14 protein-coding genes are annotated in these 18,144 nt (G+C 40.6%); 3 read left to right on the top strand and 11 right to left on the bottom strand.

Annotated features, from left to right (window positions below; genetic code table 11):
- Positions 1 to 32: 32 nt before the first annotated feature.
- From rho to pgi, 11 genes are all read right to left on the bottom strand, one after another.
- Positions 33 to 1,358: a transcription termination factor Rho gene (gene rho / locus SFU91_12880; protein ID MDX2129920.1), complete on the bottom strand. Its 1,326-nt coding sequence runs from the start codon at positions 1,356 to 1,358 to the stop codon at positions 33 to 35.
- Between the two features lie 391 nt (positions 1,359 to 1,749).
- On the bottom strand, positions 1,750 to 2,358 hold the full coding sequence (gene ruvA / locus SFU91_12875; protein MDX2129919.1) for a Holliday junction branch migration protein RuvA: 609 nt from the start codon (positions 2,356 to 2,358) through the stop codon (positions 1,750 to 1,752).
- A 7-nt stretch (positions 2,359 to 2,365) separates the two neighbouring features.
- Positions 2,366 to 3,013: a ribulose-phosphate 3-epimerase gene (gene rpe, locus SFU91_12870; protein ID MDX2129918.1), complete on the bottom strand. Its 648-nt coding sequence runs from the start codon at positions 3,011 to 3,013 to the stop codon at positions 2,366 to 2,368.
- A 9-nt stretch (positions 3,014 to 3,022) separates the two neighbouring features.
- Positions 3,023 to 5,416, bottom strand: a complete 2,394-nt coding sequence (locus SFU91_12865) for a BamA/TamA family outer membrane protein (GenBank protein ID MDX2129917.1) — start codon at positions 5,414 to 5,416, stop codon at positions 3,023 to 3,025.
- Between the two features lie 35 nt (positions 5,417 to 5,451).
- Positions 5,452 to 5,679 (bottom strand): DUF2795 domain-containing protein, encoded by a 228-nt coding sequence (locus SFU91_12860; protein MDX2129916.1) that lies wholly within the window; start codon positions 5,677 to 5,679, stop codon positions 5,452 to 5,454.
- A gap of 235 nt (positions 5,680 to 5,914) precedes the next feature.
- Complete coding sequence (locus SFU91_12855) at positions 5,915 to 6,901, bottom strand: M23 family metallopeptidase (GenBank protein ID MDX2129915.1); 987 nt, start codon at positions 6,899 to 6,901, stop codon at positions 5,915 to 5,917.
- A gap of 137 nt (positions 6,902 to 7,038) precedes the next feature.
- Positions 7,039 to 7,770 carry a DUF4412 domain-containing protein gene (locus tag SFU91_12850; GenBank protein ID MDX2129914.1) on the bottom strand — a complete coding sequence of 244 codons (732 nt, stop codon included), beginning with the start codon at positions 7,768 to 7,770 and terminating at the stop codon, positions 7,039 to 7,041.
- 14 nt (positions 7,771 to 7,784) lie between these two features.
- Complete coding sequence (locus tag SFU91_12845; protein ID MDX2129913.1) at positions 7,785 to 8,969, bottom strand: glycosyltransferase; 1,185 nt, start codon at positions 8,967 to 8,969, stop codon at positions 7,785 to 7,787.
- Between the two features lie 18 nt (positions 8,970 to 8,987).
- Positions 8,988 to 9,512, bottom strand: coding sequence for a DUF1801 domain-containing protein (locus SFU91_12840; GenBank protein MDX2129912.1), 525 nt, complete (start codon positions 9,510 to 9,512; stop codon positions 8,988 to 8,990).
- 24 nt (positions 9,513 to 9,536) lie between these two features.
- On the bottom strand, positions 9,537 to 10,055 hold the full coding sequence (locus SFU91_12835; GenBank protein ID MDX2129911.1) for a DinB family protein: 519 nt from the start codon (positions 10,053 to 10,055) through the stop codon (positions 9,537 to 9,539).
- Positions 10,056 to 10,134: 79 nt separating this feature from the next.
- Complete coding sequence (gene pgi / locus SFU91_12830; GenBank protein ID MDX2129910.1) at positions 10,135 to 11,811, bottom strand: glucose-6-phosphate isomerase; 1,677 nt, start codon at positions 11,809 to 11,811, stop codon at positions 10,135 to 10,137.
- A gap of 211 nt (positions 11,812 to 12,022) precedes the next feature.
- On the opposite strand from pgi, the gene SFU91_12825 reads away from it, so the two are divergent.
- From SFU91_12825 to SFU91_12815, 3 genes are all read left to right on the top strand, one after another.
- Entirely contained in the window at positions 12,023 to 13,609 is a 1,587-nt protein-coding gene (locus SFU91_12825; GenBank protein ID MDX2129909.1) for a sugar transferase, read from the top strand.
- Positions 13,610 to 13,729: 120 nt separating this feature from the next.
- On the top strand, positions 13,730 to 15,190 hold the full coding sequence (locus SFU91_12820; GenBank protein MDX2129908.1) for a hypothetical protein: 1,461 nt from the start codon (positions 13,730 to 13,732) through the stop codon (positions 15,188 to 15,190).
- Between the two features lie 357 nt (positions 15,191 to 15,547).
- Positions 15,548 to 18,088, top strand: coding sequence for an ATP-dependent Clp protease ATP-binding subunit (locus SFU91_12815; protein MDX2129907.1), 2,541 nt, complete (start codon positions 15,548 to 15,550; stop codon positions 18,086 to 18,088).
- The last annotated feature ends 56 nt before the right edge of the window (positions 18,089 to 18,144 follow it).

Raw genomic sequence — 18,144 nt, 5'->3', positions numbered from 1 at the left:
TCAGGCTTTCGTTAAATTTTTTTCCAAACTTCTTAAGCGTTCATCATCTTAAAAAATTGGGTATTGCTTTTGGTTTCACCGAGTTTATCCAATACAAATTCCATTGTTTCGATTGGGTTTTTATCGGCACAGTATTTTCTAAGCAGCCACATTCGTGATAGTTCATCTTGAGTGAGCAAGAGTTCTTCTTTTCTTGTGCCTGAGCGTAAAATATCGATTGCCGGAAATACGCGACGTTCAGCTAATCGCCGATCAAGCAAGAGTTCCATATTTCCAGTACCCTTGAATTCTTCGAAAATCACATCGTCCATTCTTGATCCGGTATCAACCAGCGCGGTTGCAATAATGGTAAGGCTTCCTCCTTCTTCAATATTTCGAGCAGCACCAAAAAATCTTTTGGGCTTGTGTAATGCATTGGAATCAATACCGCCTGAAAGAATCTTCCCTGAGTGAGGAATGACGGTATTGTGTGCTCTTGCTAATCTTGTAATTGAATCAAGAAGAATCACGACATCGCGTTTACACTCCACAAGACGCTTCGCTTTATCAAGCACCATATCCGCCACCTGAACATGACGCTCGGGCTCTTCATCAAAGGTTGAGGAAATCACTTCCGCTTGCACGTTTCGCTCCATATCCGTCACTTCTTCAGGTCTTTCATCAATTAAAAGGACGATTAAATAAACCTCAGGGTGATTTTTTGCGATGGCGTTCGCGATTTTTTGGAGTAGAATGGTTTTCCCGGTTTTAGGCTGTGCAACAATCAAGCCTCGCTGCCCTTTTCCAATAGGAATAAAAATATCCATTACGCGAGTTGAATGCTCATTAGCCGTGGTTTCTAATCTGAATCGCTCTTGCGGGTAAAGCGGCGTTAGGTTATCGAAGTGGGTTCTATCACGAATGGCCTCAGGTTCGAAGCCATTGATTGTTTCAATTTTGAGAAGTGCAAAAAAGCGTTCGCCCTCTTTTGGAGCACGAACTTGTCCGGAAACGGTATCTCCGGTACGCATATTGAACCGTTTAATTTGAGAGGGAGAGACATAAATATCATCTGGTGAGGACAAGTAATTGTAATTGGCTGAGCGAAGAAAGCCGTATCCGTCAGATATGGTTTGTAAAACACCTTTATTGACGACAACCACACCGCTTTCTTTTCCGTCTGCTCCCGGTGATTCTGATTTGAGGGTCTGAACTTCTATAATTTTGAAAATGAGCTCGTCTTTTTTTAACCCTGTTGTAACAATGCCCATTTCTTTCGCTAAGGCGGTCAAATCCGCAACTTTCCTTTTTTGAAGAACATTGATATCTAAACCATTAAAGGGAGCATTTTGACCCGAGGATGAGGGTGGGTTCATCATTGAATTTGGCATAAGTGTAACTGAAGATTATAAAGGATAGTTAAATTAAAGTGAAGCAAAAACACTTCGAAGGGCTTTTTAGACAAATGGATACTTTAGGGAATCGATGTTTTTTCTTTTTGGAAATGAGTTTAGATCAATTTTGAAATTCAGTGATTCAAAACGAATTTTTTCCTTGCGTTGGATCTTCTTGGTAGAAACCGTGTTCTGCGATAAAAACCAACAGAGGCTTCAACAGGTTCCGTTAACGAATTACTGAATTAATGATTAAGGTATTTGATTGGAACGGTTTCAATTCGGTTGCTAGTAGATAGCACCTTCTGAGATTCGGTTCATTTATCTCAATTATTAATCCAAATTAAACCAGTTTCACTAAAAGTACAAATAAATTTTACCCCTTTTCTGATTGTGCGAAACGGAGTGAAAGTCGAATTAACACTTCAGCCGAAGCCGTTGGGTTTTCTGAAATTGCCAATCGAAGTGACTTCTCGGCAGCATGTTTTGTGAATCCTAACGAGAGCAACGCTGAAAAGGCGTCGTTTCGAGCTGATGAAAGAGAACCTGTTGATTCAACTGAAAGTGATGATCGAATTTCAAGTTTTGTAATTTTATCTCTTAATTCAAGAATAATTCTTTCGGCTGTTTTTTTCCCTACGCCCGATATACCTGTCAATCGATGCGTATTCGCTGAGATGATACTTTCTCGAAGTTCAATCGGATTTAATCCGGAAAGAATGGTTTGCGCCATTTTTGGTCCAACGCCTGAAACACTTAAAAGCAACTTAAATAGGGCGCGCTCTTCGTCACCTGAGAATCCAAATAAAATCAAGGCGTCTTCCCTGACATGAAGATAAGTCACTAACTTTGCAGTTTCTCCAACTTCAGGCAAAGACTGAAAAGTTGTTTGAGAAATCTGCAACTGAAGCGAAAGAGCACCAATATTTATGACAACTTCATTTTGCGATTTTTCTTCGATAATCCCTTTAATAGATGAAATCATGATTTTCTTATCGCAATTTTTTTACCGCTTCAATTGGGTCTTTAGATTTAAATACTGCTGAACCTGCGATAAGTGCCTCTGCACCGGCTTCCCGAACTTTTGAAGCATTTTTTTCACTGATACCTCCATCGATTGCAATGATGAGCTCGGGGTTCAATTCCATTTTTAATTGATTGAGTTTCTTGACTTTTTCATACGAAGATTCAATAAACGATTGTCCGCCAAACCCGGGATTAACCGACATAATCAGCACCAAGTCAATCATTGGAAGAATTTCTTCAAGTGTTGCAACCGGAGTTGCAGGATTAAGTGAAACCCCCGCTTTCGCGCCCAGTGAATGAATGAGTTCAATTGTGCGGTGTAGGTGTTTGACTTCTTCTTGATGAACGGTAATATGATTTGAACCGGCATCAATAAAGGCTTTGATATATTGATCAGGATTTTCAATCATCAAGTGTGTATCGATGGTAAGATTTGTTGCCCTTCGAACCGATTCAATAATAAAAGGACCAAATGAAATATTTGGCACAAAGTGCCCATCCATCACATCGGCATGAATCCACTCCACCCCGGCGTTTTCGACCAGTTTAATTTCTTCACCCAATTTGGTGAAGTCCGCTGCCAGTATTGATGGCGCAACAATATTTCTTTTCATATTCAATTATTAGAAAACTTCACCGATACCGAAGTTAAACGATACGCCGTTTGCTCCTGTAAATCCCAATTGCCATTGACTGATTTGCCACCGTTGCCCTTCAGGCTGGGTAGGGTCGTACACGCGATAAGCAAAATCAAACCTGATCGGCCCAATTGGTGTATATATTCTGATTCCAATCCCCACATCCCACCCCATTTGAGTAACAAAGTTTTCAAGCGATAGAGAGTTTTCCCCTTCACGACTCCAGACATTGCCAATATCCCCAAAAAGAACTAAGCCTGCGGGAAACCCGAAGAGAGAGAAAAAGTTTAACCGCTGCTCCAAACTGGCCTCAAATCGAATATCTCCTCGACCGGCCTTTAAAGGATCTGTAAATACAGATGTTCCACCGGGGCCAATACCAGCAAACGGCCAGCCGCGCAGCCCGTTCGGACCGCCCCCAATAAATTGCCGTTCAGGTGGTGTTTGAGTTGAATCATTTAAACTTCGTAAGTAAGGAACAAGATAGCCAATGGCAAACTTAACTGCAGTAGCACTTTCACCTAAAATATTCTTAGAAAGGCTTACTTGTGCATTCAGCCTCGCGAATTGGTTGTATTGAATGCCAAATAATCGCGCAAGCGGCTTTTCAAGCTCATCATTGGCGTTCTTTTCTACAAGCACATCTAGCGCATAAGGAATTAATCCTGCAAGTTCGACTGAAGTAAAAAGCTTCACATCTAACACTCGATCCAATTCATCGAGATTTGAAAAAAGAAATTCTATTCGATTGGCAAGCGTAAGTGCATTGGTGACGATAATAAAGGTCGAATCAGTCGCAATGACTCCGGTGCTTCGTTCAACGAACTCGACATCCACCATATCAAGCGTAATTTGTTGGAAGTTGTTCGGATAAATATTTCCTCTAATCCGAAATCGCGCAAATTCAAACCTAAAATTTTGTAGCTGTTGAATGCTGTATTGCAATGATGAGAGAAGTCGATTTTGTGCATTGTAAAAATAGGGCACACCAAATTCGAGTCGACCGTCGAAGTTATAAATGATGTCTCCGAAAACATTTTGGCCTTGAGTTTGCTGAGGAATGGTCAATTGCAACCCGCCCGCAATTTCAGCCTTAAATGACTCTGCTCCTTCAAATAAATTTCGATTGACATAGCTTGAAGTAAGTGAGAGATTTGGTACTTCATTTCGACTATCCAATTGCGGCTTAAAAGAGAATTGATGCCTTGGGGCAAGTATTAATTCAATTGTTGAATAAAGATAACCGTTATAAGAAGAGTCGCTTCTGAAGTTAAGGTTTTCAAAAATTGAAGCTGCACCTATTCTTCTTAAGGTTTCATTTCGCGAATCAACAGAGGCGATATCATTGGGTTTGAAACTGATGTTTCTTTCGACCAATAGGGGCGAAACCACTTTATCTCCTATGAACTTAAATGCGACACCTTGAAGGGTATCATATTCTGTTACGATAAGATCCCCTTCACTTTCGTCTGGGTTTGTTATCACCACATTGGTATAACCCGCCTTCAGTCGCTCGGTCAAGTTAATCTTAAAGTATAATTCACAATTAGACGCTGCTCTTGAAACATAATTCACCACCCGTATTGAATCGGGGGTGAATTCGATATATCCATTCTTTTGAAAAAAAGATACGATACGATTTCGCTCTCTGACGATTTCTTTTGCAGAGTAAACCATTCCATTTTTTAGCAACGATTGCGACCTTAGCTCATTTCGAAGCCCCAATTCAAGTTGTTCTGTTCCTTCATGATAGATTTCCTTGATAATTAAGGGTGCTCCTTCGTCAATTTCAATGACGACTTTCACCTCGGTGGAATCGGAACTAAAATTTAAGATTGGTTTGATTCTTGCTGAGGGATAACCAAGATTGTTATAGAGTTCTTTTAATCTAACGAGATCAAGTTCAAAAGCACTTCGGTCTAAAGTTCTTGGTACTTCGCCGAATGTTTCAAGGGCCCAACTTTGAGCCCCGCTGGAATCCGGAAAAATAAGTTTCATGATGTTATTGACATCTCGCCATAACTTGAAGAATCCTAAATAAGCAGTGTTCTCTTTTGTTTGAAGCTCGCTACTCAATGTTTCCAAAGTAAAAGCTTTATTTCCAACGATCTTTAAATCGCTTATGTACACGGCTTTTGGGTCTGAACTTTTTGATTTTGTGGGGGTTTTGATATATCTCGTTATGGTGGGGTGTTGTATCGTATCGTGAGGCGTCTCTTGAGCTACGATTGGTTTTACCCAATTGGTGAAGAGAAGAAAAATATTCAATAAAAAAACAATGAACAATACACGAACCGGGCTTGGGAAATGAGGGGGAAAATTATCATGCCTTTTTTTCTTGACTAAAAGCCAATACGGAAAGGCAAGGCAAAAGACCATCGAGATGAATAAGTCAAAATGAAACCAAAGAGCAATTAGTAATTGTCCGAGTCGTCGTCGTTATAATAGAAGTCTTCATTTGTCGGGTAATCAGGCCAAACTTCTTCAATACTTTCAAAGGGCTCTTCGCTTGAAAGTTCTTGAAGATTATTGATCACTTCATTTGGAGCACCAATGCGCTCGGCGTAATCAATCAATTCATCTTTTGTTGCCGGCCAAGGTGCGTCAACCAAATATCTTGCTAAGTCTAAATTCCAATACATATTCTCGTAAAGATTCACTTGGGTTTAAAGAAATGACTTGAAGTTTAATCTTCCTAAAAGTGACAAAACCAATTTGACCACAAATTGATTTCAAGGAAACTTCAAAAATTTACGCGAAAGTAGTGCTTGGGGTTCAAATTCACAAGTAAAAAACAAAAATTTTTTGGGTTTCCTTTTCTCGAATGAATTATCATAAAAGTAACTGGGGGCTTACTTAATTCGAGCGGTCATTTGGTTAGTGACCAATGTTACTTCCATCCAAAGGAGTCGGATTCTGAACATCGGCGTTTTCTTCAGGAATTCCTGACAAAAGCGTGGTTTTCAAGGCTGTGTTGTAAGCAGCCGGAGTCATATCATCGAAAAAGAATTGCGAGGGATTGACTTTGTTTCCGTTTTTAATCACCTCATAATGAAGATGAGGAGATTCTGAAATGCCGCTATTGCCCGACAGCCCGATTCGTAGGCCACGTTGAACCGAAGTGCCCTCCTTCACAAGCGTTTTTGAAAGATGTGCATAGACGGTTTTATAACCAAATCCGTGGTTAATGATCACTACCATACCATAACCATCCATAAAACCCGAGGTTTCTACAATTCCATCGCCGGTTGCATAAACATCGGTTCCAAGTGGTGCACTAAAATCTTGCCCGCTATGAAATTTCATAATTCTGTAAATGGGGTGAAGTCGCATTCCGAAGTCGCTGGTTTTATCACCTGCTACCGGACGAATCGCTGGAAGACATGCAAAAAACCGCTTATTCTGCTCATATTTTTCCAAAATTTCAGAGATATTATCCGTTTGCTCTTTGATTTGAAGCTCTAATTGAGCAAGTTGATTTGAGGATTCATTCAGCATTGCAAGCTCGGTGCTTTCGGTTTGCCAATGTCTCCGGTTTCCGCCTCGACCAAAAGCAATTTCCTCAACCGATTGTAGTGGAAGATTAACTGCGTTTCTTAATTTATTTCCGGTTTCACTGATTTGTGCCAAACTTTGACTAACCATATTCAGACGATCTGTAAGGCGAACGATTTCAGCCTCCAACTGCTTTTGTTTTGCATCAGCGAAATATTTTCCACCATAAAATTTGATAAATCCACCGGCCAAAGCAGCAGAAAGAATCAATACGACGGCTGCTTTCCCAAAGAGCGAAGCATAATTTCGCCGAACTTCAATATATCGACACTCTTCTTCAGAGTAGAAATAGTATTTGTTCCCGGACATAACGGTTTTCTGTTACTTGTGTTTGCTTCAAAACTAAATGATGAGGTGAATCGTCTTGCAAGATACGCATTTGGGTTTATCTAACAAACTTTCCGTCACCCAAAGTGCCTCTCCTCACGCGGCTTGAAATATCATCTTTAATTTTGAACCGGAGGATTCGCTTCACTTTGCTTGTATCCTTTTGGAATAGAAAACTTTTCTTTGGATACTTTTCCTTTCTTTATCGCGGTAACTTCCAATGTTAAGGCAGCATTCTTGATTTTAATCGGAAAGCCATCAATGCCTAATTTTTGAATTGCCTTTCCAAAACCTCCCATTTGTACTCTTATGATCCCCAATTGCGTTTTCAAAAAAGTATCATAAGACATAAGTTTTGGTGCTATCCACATTTCGGTGACCTGTCCGGAATTTTTGTTAGTGATTTCAAGATGCTCAGTCTCGTAATTCCCAATTTTTTCCTTTCCAAGTTTTTTGGCTTCAATGTCTTCAGGATCTTGATTTCCTGTAATCGCTTCCATTTGTTCTTCCATCGATCCCATATCCAACTCGAAATATTGTTTTTGGTCGGCGTCGAGTACAATAAGTGTTTTTGGGTTTGAAGCTGCAGAAAGAACAACCGATCGAATGATTCTTTTTTCTCCTGTTTGAAGTTCAGCGTTCATTTCGCTTTCGATTCTTACCCCCTGCTTTGATAAAATCAATTTCAAATTGCCTTTCGATGCATTTGGGATGTTAGTGGCGGTATTGAAAGACATCATGATTTCACCTTCAAATTGAGCGAAACATTTCCCGCTTGTGAAAAGAAACCACATGAAAAAAAAGTAAATGTGATTTAAATAAAGGGCACGGGCTTCGCGAGTATTTTTCATGTGATAATGATAATTCAATTTTTTGAAAAATTATAAGTTCTACCTTTCCACTCTGCTCCGCTGCCAAATTTGATCCATCGGATTGAATTGAATCCTATTCCAATAAAAAGCATAATTGAAATGGGATAAATTGTTTGCGAGATAACCGGAAGTTGAAATCGCCACGCAATCAAGGTTCTTATTAATAAAGCAATTATGATGTTTAATACGGGAGGGATGAACTCCAGTTGGCTTGGAAAGGGGTTTGCAATGCTCAATGCAATGAGTGTAACAATCGGGCTTAAAAAAATAACTGCAAAAAGACTAAGTATAGCAATCATTCCTAAGGTATTATAACCGACTCCGGCAAATAAATTTTTTGAAAACCCTTTCCAAACACCCTCAAATGAGTCATACATCCTGCATGAAACCGCATCAATTCCATTAAATACCATTGGCTTTCCGCCGCTTCGTTTTACTTGTTTGACAAGCCAAACATCTTCAACAAGCGCATTTTTCACGGATTCATGACCGCCGGACCTTTCGTAAGCTATTCGGGTAAATAATAGGTACTGACCACAAGCAAAGGCAAAAGCTTCATTTTTTGACCGCCAAATTTGAGCGAGAGGCAAGAATGCCATAATCAGCAAATGAATCAATGGAACCCCTTGCTTTTCCCAAAACGAATTCATGATTTGAAAAGGAATGGCCGTAAGCATATCAGCCTTTTCTTCGAATAAAGTCGTGACAGCACGTTTCAGAGAGTGCGGGTGATGAATGGTATCGGCATCGGTGAAAAGTAGCAATTCGCCGGAGGATTTTATGAATAATTGATGACATGCCCAACATTTTCCCATCCATCCTTCGGGAAGCCTTAGTCCGTTAATCACCGTGAGGTTATTCACTTCTCGGCTCAAAGAGTCAAGAATCGCGCCGGTTTTGTCAGAAGAATGGTCATTTAGGGCAATGATCTCGAAATTCGGATAGTCAAGCGTGGCGAGCGAACGGATACAATTTTCAATAACGGCTTCTTCATTTCGGGCGGGGATTAATATGGAAACTTTTGGAAAGGTGGTTAAAGATGAAGGGGAAATTTGACTTTCATTTGGATTCGCTTTCAGAAATTTGAGATGACCCAAATTGTAAAAAACGATTCCCAAAAAAACGAGCAATGAAGCTCCAACAAGAACTTGAGGAAAAAAAAGAACAGGAATTGCCATTTATTTCCTTTCAAACATTCAAACTTTGGCTGCGTTTTTTCGCCGCGTAGATTTTGAAAGCGCCTTTATTCTTGCATTTTCTTCGTTAATTAATGCGGCTTGGATGATTGCCTCATACACCCCGCTTTTTGGCTTTTCACCAAAGTTGAAAAAAATGTGTCGCGAAAGTCGCCCTTCTCCTATAACCATTGGATGCTGCAATTTTTGACCTTGACAAAACCCCAAGGCAATGCGGTTTTTTTGCGGATTGATATAAACCAAAAATCCGTGATGGGAGTAAAACGGTATTCTGAATTTAATTCCTTCTTGGGCATCTGGAACCGCCTTTCGAATAAGTTCGATGAGTGATTCAACGGTCTTTTTGATTTCAGGATAAGGCTCTAAAGCCATTAAGTAATCTTCAACAGTTTTTGCACCTTGAATCGGTTTAAATTCCAAGGGCTCATTTCCCATTTGTGAGGCTAAGTTTCGCGTGACCCCTTTTTTAGGGGCAGGTTCCTTTTTTTTTCGCTTACTTGTCAATCGCGCAATCATTTCATTCATAAATCTTCGTCATTTTCGTTAAAATCATTTAGGAATCGGTAGTCCCATTTCTTGCCACTCTTCTTGCGCCGGCCCATAGAGACCGGGCACTTTAAATCCAACTGCTCGAAGTAAGAAAATCAACTGAGCGCGATGATGAATCTCATGCCTTACCATCGCTTCAATCGCATAGGCCCTTGTCCAATCTTCACCGTACAAATTTATCGATTCAAAAAGCTTTTCATCGGGAAAAGAATCTTTCAACGAGATAATCGCTGAGTTGATAAATTGTTTATAAAGTGTCAGAAGCTCACTTACCGTTGTCCCTACCGGAATTTCACTTGGGAGGGTTTCCGTATAGCCCTCAACCTTCAAGCCAGTTTTCGAAAGCATTTCGCCAACTGTATAAACAATATGCCAAGCAAGTTGACCAATTGGCCGAGTATTGTTGGATATTTGTACGGGCAACACTGTATCCTTTAAGACTGAAAGCACTCTTTCGGTCATTTTGCTTTCCTCTTCAAGTAACTTGATTAGCTGCACTTGTGATTTCTGATCCATCATTTCAGTCTATTGGAATTCGTTAAATCATCGTATTCATAATGACTTAAACGAGAGAAGTTCAAAAAGAATAATTTTTTTATCACATCGTGTGACGAAGTGTCTTATAGGTGTTAATTAATCCATTGGTTGACGAATCATGTGAGCTTACATTTTCTGCTCCTTGAAGTTCGGGTAGTATTGCTTTTGCTAACTGTTTTCCAAGTTCGACACCCCATTGATCAAAGGAATTAATATTCCATAAAATCCCTTGAACAAAAATTTTATGCTCATAGAGTGCAATCAGAGCTCCGAGATTCCTTGGGTTTATTTCTTTGATTAAAATTGAATTTGTGGGTCGATTCCCTTCAAAAACCTTATGAGGTAAAATGGTTTTAATTTCATCGGCGGTCAGTCCTGCTTTTTCCATTTCCGCTTTTGCTTCCTCAGCCGACTTTCCTTTCATGAGTGCCTCAGGCTGAGCGAAAAAATTTGAGAGCAAAAGTTGGTGATGCTTACCTAAAGGCGTATCTAAATCATTGAAAGAATTTGCGGCTGCGATAAAATCGCACGGAATGAGTTTTGTACCTTGATGAATCAATTGATAGAAGGCATGCTGGCCGTTTGTACCGGGTTCACCCCAAAGTATCGGTCCGGTTTGATAGTTTACTTTTTCTCCTTCTCGAGAAATACTTTTCCCGTTAGACTCCATATCCCCTTGTTGAAAATAAGCCGGAAAGCGATAGAGATATTGATCGTAGGGGAGAATCGCATAACTTTCTGCCCCAAAAAAATTATTGTACCAAACCCCAAGCAGTGCCAAAATGACAGGAAGATTGTGATCAAATGGCTCATTTCTGAAATGTTCATCCATTTCAAAAGCGCCTTCAAGCAAGGCTTCAAAATTTTCGAAACCGATTGAAAGCGCGATCGAAAGGCCAATTGCCGACCACAATGAATACCTTCCGCCAACCCAATCCCAAAACTCAAACATATTTTCGGTATCGATTCCAAATGCGCTGACTGCTTTTGCATTGGTTGAAAGAGCTGCAAAATGTTTTTTTACTTCCGCTTCGTTTCTGGCTGAATTTAAAAACCACTTTTTTGCTGAATACGCATTGGCAAGCGTTTCTTGGGTTGTAAAAGTTTTTGATGCAATGATAAATAAAGTTGTTTCAGGGACTAGTTTTTTGAGGGTTTCGGCAATGTGAGTGCCATCCACATTTGATACAAAGTGAAGCTTTAATTCAGTACCCCCTTTACTTTTTGAATTGAACGGTTTTAATGCTTCCACAACCATCAAAGGCCCAAGGTCGGAGCCGCCGATTCCGATATTGACGACATCCGTTATCGCTTTTCCACTATACCCTTTCCATTCACCACTTGAAACTTTAGCAACAAAGCGTTTCATTTTTTCAAGGACAGCTTTCACAGAAGGCATAACATCCTTCCCACCTTCATTTATCGCGCGATTAGAGCGATTTCGGAGCGCTGTATGGAGCACTGCGCGATTTTCGGTAAAGTTAATTTTTTCTCCAGAAAACATTTTGGCTCGCATCTCTTCAAGGCCCGCTTCTTTGGCTAACTGAAGAAGGAGTGAAAGGGTTGTTTCATTGATTCTATTTTTGGAATAATCGAGGAGCAATTCACTTTGGCAAATTGAAAATTTTTTGAATCGCAATGGGTCATTGTCGAATAATGACTTCATTTGTACGGAGCGAATTTCTTTATAATGGGCGGAAAGTTTTGCAAATGCAGGTAAAGTCGTCAATAATGGCATAACGCTACAGTTTTAATTAGGGTTTAATTTAGCCAAATCGCGTTTTAGAAAATGTTAATAAATACTTGCGTTATATCTTAAATTAACCTTTCGATTTCGTCAATTAGGGTTACGACCCTTCTACCCATTGAATTGAAAAAAGGTGGTATTTTGCCGAATAAAGAAACATTGAAATTTCACTGCAAACGCTCATCACTCTCGCTAAACCGATATGTCTGTTCAACTCAATAAGGCACCAATGCCTCTCCCAAGTCATCCGTTAAAGGGTTTTGAGGAAGAATTCGAGTTAAAAACAAAGCAAGATAAGCGAGAAATCCTCAACGAGCGTTTTTTAATTCTCCTTTTGGATGTCCTTTTTATTAACATCGCATTTTTAGTCTACAAGTTTTTCCGCGAGCAAATTCCACACATTGCTTTCAGCGAACAAGCTACAATGTATGCACTCCCAATGATTGCGATGACCATTTTTTGGCTTGGATTATTTTGGCTATTTGGTTTATACCGCACTTGGCAATTCGGCTCACGATATGAAGAAATTGTTACTGTCATTCAAGCGATTACAGTTGGTTCAATTTTCATTTTTATTCTCATCTTTGCTGATGATGTCTTAATTGAAGAACCCTCCGGCATCGTTCGCCCTTATTCTCAACGGATTGGATCATTAATTTATTGGGCGCTTCTCTGTTTACTTCTCCCAATAGGACGGGTGGTTGATCGAACAATTCGTCGCCGCAGATTGGTGAAAGGGTCACGGAGGCGCTACGGTGTAATTATCGGAACCGGAAATCGGGCAAGGAAGCTCGCTGCCGATATTGTTCGACATCCTGCCTTAGGGGTGGACATTCGAGGTTTTGTATATGAAACCTCAGATTCTGTTTTACTTCAAGCTGACGAAAATCGTATCCCGACCCAAGCCTTACCCCAAAAAATTCATCCCTTAAATGATTCGCTTTCAACCCTAAAGGGCGAATTGAACATCTTAGGAACCATCGACGACCTTGACTCTCTTGTCTCAAAAGAAAGAATCAAAGAAGTCTTAATCGCGGCCGAAACTGCTTCCCATCACGACTTGGTAAAAATTATCGGCAAATGTGAAGGGAAAAATCTTGGTATTAAAGTTCTGCCCGATATGTATGATGTGGTGGCAGGGGTTGTGAAAACCACCCAAATTTACGGGACACCCCTTTTGGATTTAACACCACCGCTTTTATCTCCACTTTCTGAAAATCTAAAAAGACTTTCGGATATCCTTGTGTCTTTACTTGTTTTGATTTGCGGAAGTCCAATTTGGTTGATTATTTCACTCCTTGTTCGATTCGACACAAAAGCTTCTACTTTTTATAAACAAATCCGAATTGGCCTTCACGGAAAAGAATTTTATATCTATAAGTTTCGAACGATGCGTGCCGATGCTGAGAAGGATGGGCCAAAATTGACCACAAAAGATGACCCACGAATTACACCACTTGGCAAACAGCTGCGAAAGTACCGAATTGACGAATTCCCTCAATTTTGGAATGTATTAAAAGGAGATATGTCGCTTGTTGGTCCAAGGCCTGAACGACCACATTTCATAGAACAAATCACGAAGGTTGCCCCTCAGTATCGGCGGCTTCACAGAGTGAAACCGGGAATAACAAGTTGGGGACAGGTAAAATATGGTTATGCCGAAACCGTCGAGGAAATGCTTGAACGGATGAAGTATGACCTTTATTACCTTGAAAATATGAGCCTAAAAATGGATGTAAAAATTATCTTAGCCACCGTATATGTGGTTGTTACGGGAAGAGGCCAATAGTGTGAATCGTATCACCCGCTCGTAAAAATGAATTTGTGGCACACCATTGAACGTGTAACTTTCAGAGTTTCAGAATCACATCATTCACTCAGCATTTCATTTAAATACTAAACCATCGTTATGTCAAAATTTTATCGGAATCAAAAATCATTTAAGCGACTGACCTCGCTACACCTCTTGTTTTTCTTTGCCATAAGTGTTTACTCTCAAACCCTTCCCCCTCCCGGGCAATCTGCATCACCCGAAGCAGGAGTAACTTCATCAATGACTCCGTATGATGCATTTGGTGTGTTTAACGCCGTTTCAAATCCTCAAGCATTTGTTGGAGGGCTTGGAATTACCACCTTTGGAGATAAGGTTTACTATACATTTAACATGTCGCCGGATATTGGCTTAGGAAAGATTGGGATTGGGTTTGACCTTAATCTTCGATTTGGAACGGATGGAACTTTGCGTGCCGAGGATTGGGAAGATGGAATTTCAAGCTATTTGCGAATAATCCGCTATGTTCGATATGGGCTAAAGGATCAAGATTCACTTTATATTCGAGTCGGACAATTAGACGCCACTCGCTTAGGGCACGGAACAACCGTTTTTATGTATCGCAATAATGCAAGTTATGATGCAAGAAGAATAGGAATTGAATTCGACCTTGATTTAGGCAACTTTGGATTCGAATCCTTTATTAATGATGTGAGCACTTTTGGCTTAGTCGGATTCCGAGGATTTTATCGACCTTTGACATCATTATCAATTCCGATTATCAAAGACTTGGAAGTTGGGGCAACTTTTGCGGGAGACTTCAGAAATCGTACCAATTTAATCACCAATGGTATTTCTAATCGATCTCAAATTAACGGTCAAACACCCTTCAATTTCATTACAGCAACGGACAACGGTTCCTTTATTGCCTATGGCGTTGACCTTGGCCTGCCCCTACTTCGATTGCCAATGATTTCATCAGATCTATATGCAGACTTTGTGAAATATGCCAATTATGGAAGCGGCGCTGCTATTGGCGTTAATGTATCGATAAATGCAATTGCTAATGTCTTGGTACTCAGTTCTCGATTTGAACACCGTGTGATTGGCAATCAATTTCAATTTGCCTATTTCGATGCGCTTTATGAACAAGATCGTTTTAGAGCCACAAGTGGCGATAGCGTTGGGGTTACTAGAGCGAATGAAATTGCCGCCCTTGTTTCTCCGGGAGATGGATTTTATATCGATCTTGGCGGCTCAATCTTAAATACAATTCGATTATTAGGAAGCTACCAACGCCTCTATAATTCTGGTCGAGGAGGCCAATTACACCTTGCCGCAAGACTTGATCAAGCCATTCCGAATGTGGTGTTGAGAGCCGATTATTATAAAAGAGATTTGGGATTTGAAACCGAAATCTTTACCCTAGACGACCGCAGCCTCGCCACAGCGGAACTTGGTTACATGCCAATGCCATATTTGCTTGTTTCACTGTTTTACAGTTGGACCTTTGAACCGATACGCGATGGTAGCTCAATAATACGATATGATCCGATTCGTCGCTTAGAACCGAGGGTCACTTTTAACTTTACATTCTAAGTCAATACAGTTTTCTCAGAGATAAAGCCGCCTTATGGGCGGCTTTTTTTCGTTGACTTTGAAAAAATCTCCTTTGGAAATCCCTATTCTTTTGGTTATCGTATATTATTGGTAATTCCGATATGAAGTCTATAAGAATTAATTGACCGATAAGTTGTTGGGCGTGTATTTACTCATAAAACGTTAAGAAAATCTGAACCGTTTTATTAGAAGTCTTACTTTTCAGGCAATTCAACGATTGATAATATCGAATTCACCCTTGAAGAAGTCTATCATGTTATTTCAAACACTTTTTTTTAACCCGCGTTCAGAGTAATAATTAAAGATTTTAAGTTTTCCGCAATCATACAACACTTTATGGAAGGCAATTTTTCAAATAGGGTTCAAGATGTTATTCGATATAGCCGTGAAGAAGCTTTGCGCCTTGGTCACGAGTATATTGGTACCGAGCATCTTTTATTAGGGATTATTAGAGAGGGGGAAGGTATCGCTGTAAGAATTCTGAAAAATTTAGGCTGCGACCTTTACAAACTCAAACGATCAATTGAGGATACGGTTCGCTCAACAGGCGGAACACTTACTTTGGGTAATGTTCCATTGACAAAACAAGCCGAAAAAGTATTAAAAATTACTTACATCGAAGCGAAGATTTGCAAATCTGATATCATCGGTACAGAGCATTTACTTCTTTCACTTTTAAAGGATCAAGAAAATGTGGCGTCACAAATTCTTTCAGCACACGGAATCATGTATGAAAATGTGCGTGAGGAACTTGAGAACATCATGAGCGGTAAATCCGGCAGCCCTCTCACGACCGCTGTTGCAAGCGGCGCGCAAGGAGGCAGCGGGGGACAATATCAACAACAACAAGAGGCACGAAAAATGGAAAAATCAAAGACACCGGTGCTCGATAATTTCGGGCGTGATTTGACCAAGCTTGCAATGGAGGATAAGTTAGACCCCATCATTGGTCGCGAAAAGGAAATTGAACGCGTCGCTCAAGTTCTTAGCCGCAGAAAAAAGAATAATCCGGTACTCATCGGTGAGCCCGGCGTTGGTAAAACCGCTATTGCCGAAGGGCTTGCACTTCGAATCGTTCAACGAAAAGTCTCGCGAGTGCTTTATGACAAACGCGTTGTCGCTCTTGATTTGGCGGCACTAGTTGCCGGTACAAAATACCGTGGCCAATTTGAAGAACGGATGAAAGCCGTAATGAATGAGCTTGAAAAATCAAAAGATGTGATTCTTTTTATCGACGAACTCCACACGATTGTTGGTGCCGGCGGAGCCTCGGGTTCTCTTGATGCCAGCAATATCTTTAAGCCTGCACTTGCTCGTGGCGATCTCCAATGCATTGGTGCTACAACACTTGATGAATACCGTCAGTATATCGAAAAGGACGGCGCACTTGATCGCAGATTCCAAAAGATTATGGTCGAGCCGACAAGCGTTGAGGACACCATCGCTATTCTTCAAAACATTAAAGAAAAGTATGAGTCTCACCACAATGTTCGTTATAGCAAAGAAGCCATTGAATCGGCGGTGAAACTGAGCGACCGTTATATCACCGATCGTCACTTACCCGATAAAGCCATTGATGTAATGGATGAGGCCGGTGCACGAGTTCATCTTTCAAATATTCATGTGCCAAAGGAAATTTTGGAACTCGAAGGGCGAATTGAGGATATAAAGTCACAAAAGAATCAGGTCGTTAAGTCTCAAAATTTTGAAGAAGCGGCACGGCTTCGCGATCAAGAAAAGCGATTAATTGATTCACTTGAAAAAGCAAAGCAGGAATGGGAAAAATCAACCTCCGAGAAGATTTATGATGTTGCGGAAGAAAATGTCGCGGCCGTAGTTGCAATGATGACCGGCATCCCTGTTTTGAAGGTCGCTCAATCTGAATCGGATAAGCTTTTGAAGATGACTGAAATCTTAAAGGCAGAAGTTATTGGGCAAGATGAAGCCATTGAGAAAATATCAAGAGCAATTCAGCGTACGCGTGCGGGCTTGAAAGATCCGAATCGCCCGATTGGTTCTTTTATCTTCTTAGGACCAACCGGTGTTGGAAAAACAGAACTTGCCAAAGCTTTAACTCGGTATCTCTTCGACTCAGAAGATGCAATGATTCGAATTGATATGAGTGAGTATATGGAAAAGTTCTCCGTCTCTCGCCTTGTCGGCGCACCGCCCGGTTATGTTGGGTATGAAGAAGGTGGTCAGCTTACAGAAAAAGTTCGCCGCAAGCCATACAGCGTGGTGCTATTGGATGAAATTGAGAAGGCGCACCCCGATGTCTTTAATATTCTATTGCAGGTTCTCGACGACGGCATTTTGACCGATGGTTTGGGAAGACGGGTGGACTTCCGTAATACGATTATCATTATGACCTCGAATATCGGTGCACGCGATATTAAGAATATGGGAGCCGGAATGGGCTTTTCGAAGCCGGATGAAAAGAGCCGTTACGACAATATGAAATCAACGATTGAAGATGCCTTAAAGCGCGTCTTTAATCCGGAATTCTTAAATCGTATTGATGATGTGGTTGTGTTTCATCAACTTGAAAAGGAACACATCTTCCGCATTATCGATATCACAGCGGATAAGCTTTTCAAGCGTATTCGTGAAATGGGAATTTCGATTGAGATTACAAAGCCGGCCAAAGAATTCCTTGTCAACAAAGGATATGATCAACAGTTTGGCGCACGGCCGCTTCGTCGGGCGTTACAAAAGTATGTTGAGGATCCAATGGCAGAGGAATTGCTTAAAGGAAAATTCACAGAAGGCAGCGGTATCAAAATCAAATACAGCAAGAAAAACGATAACCTTGTGTTTGTGGATGTCACGAAGGAAAACAGTGAGAAAGAAACCGATGAACCGGTGGAAGAAAAGTAACCGAATCACTCTTCTTAAAATGAAAAAGGCGCGGAGAAATCCGCGCTTTTTTTTGT

The organism is Chloroherpetonaceae bacterium, from assembly GCA_033763895.1.
Classification (GTDB): domain Bacteria; phylum Bacteroidota; class Chlorobiia; order Chlorobiales; family Thermochlorobacteraceae; genus JANRJQ01.
Note: the sequence above shows the minus strand (reverse complement) of the source record. Positions and strands in the feature narration are given on the sequence as shown.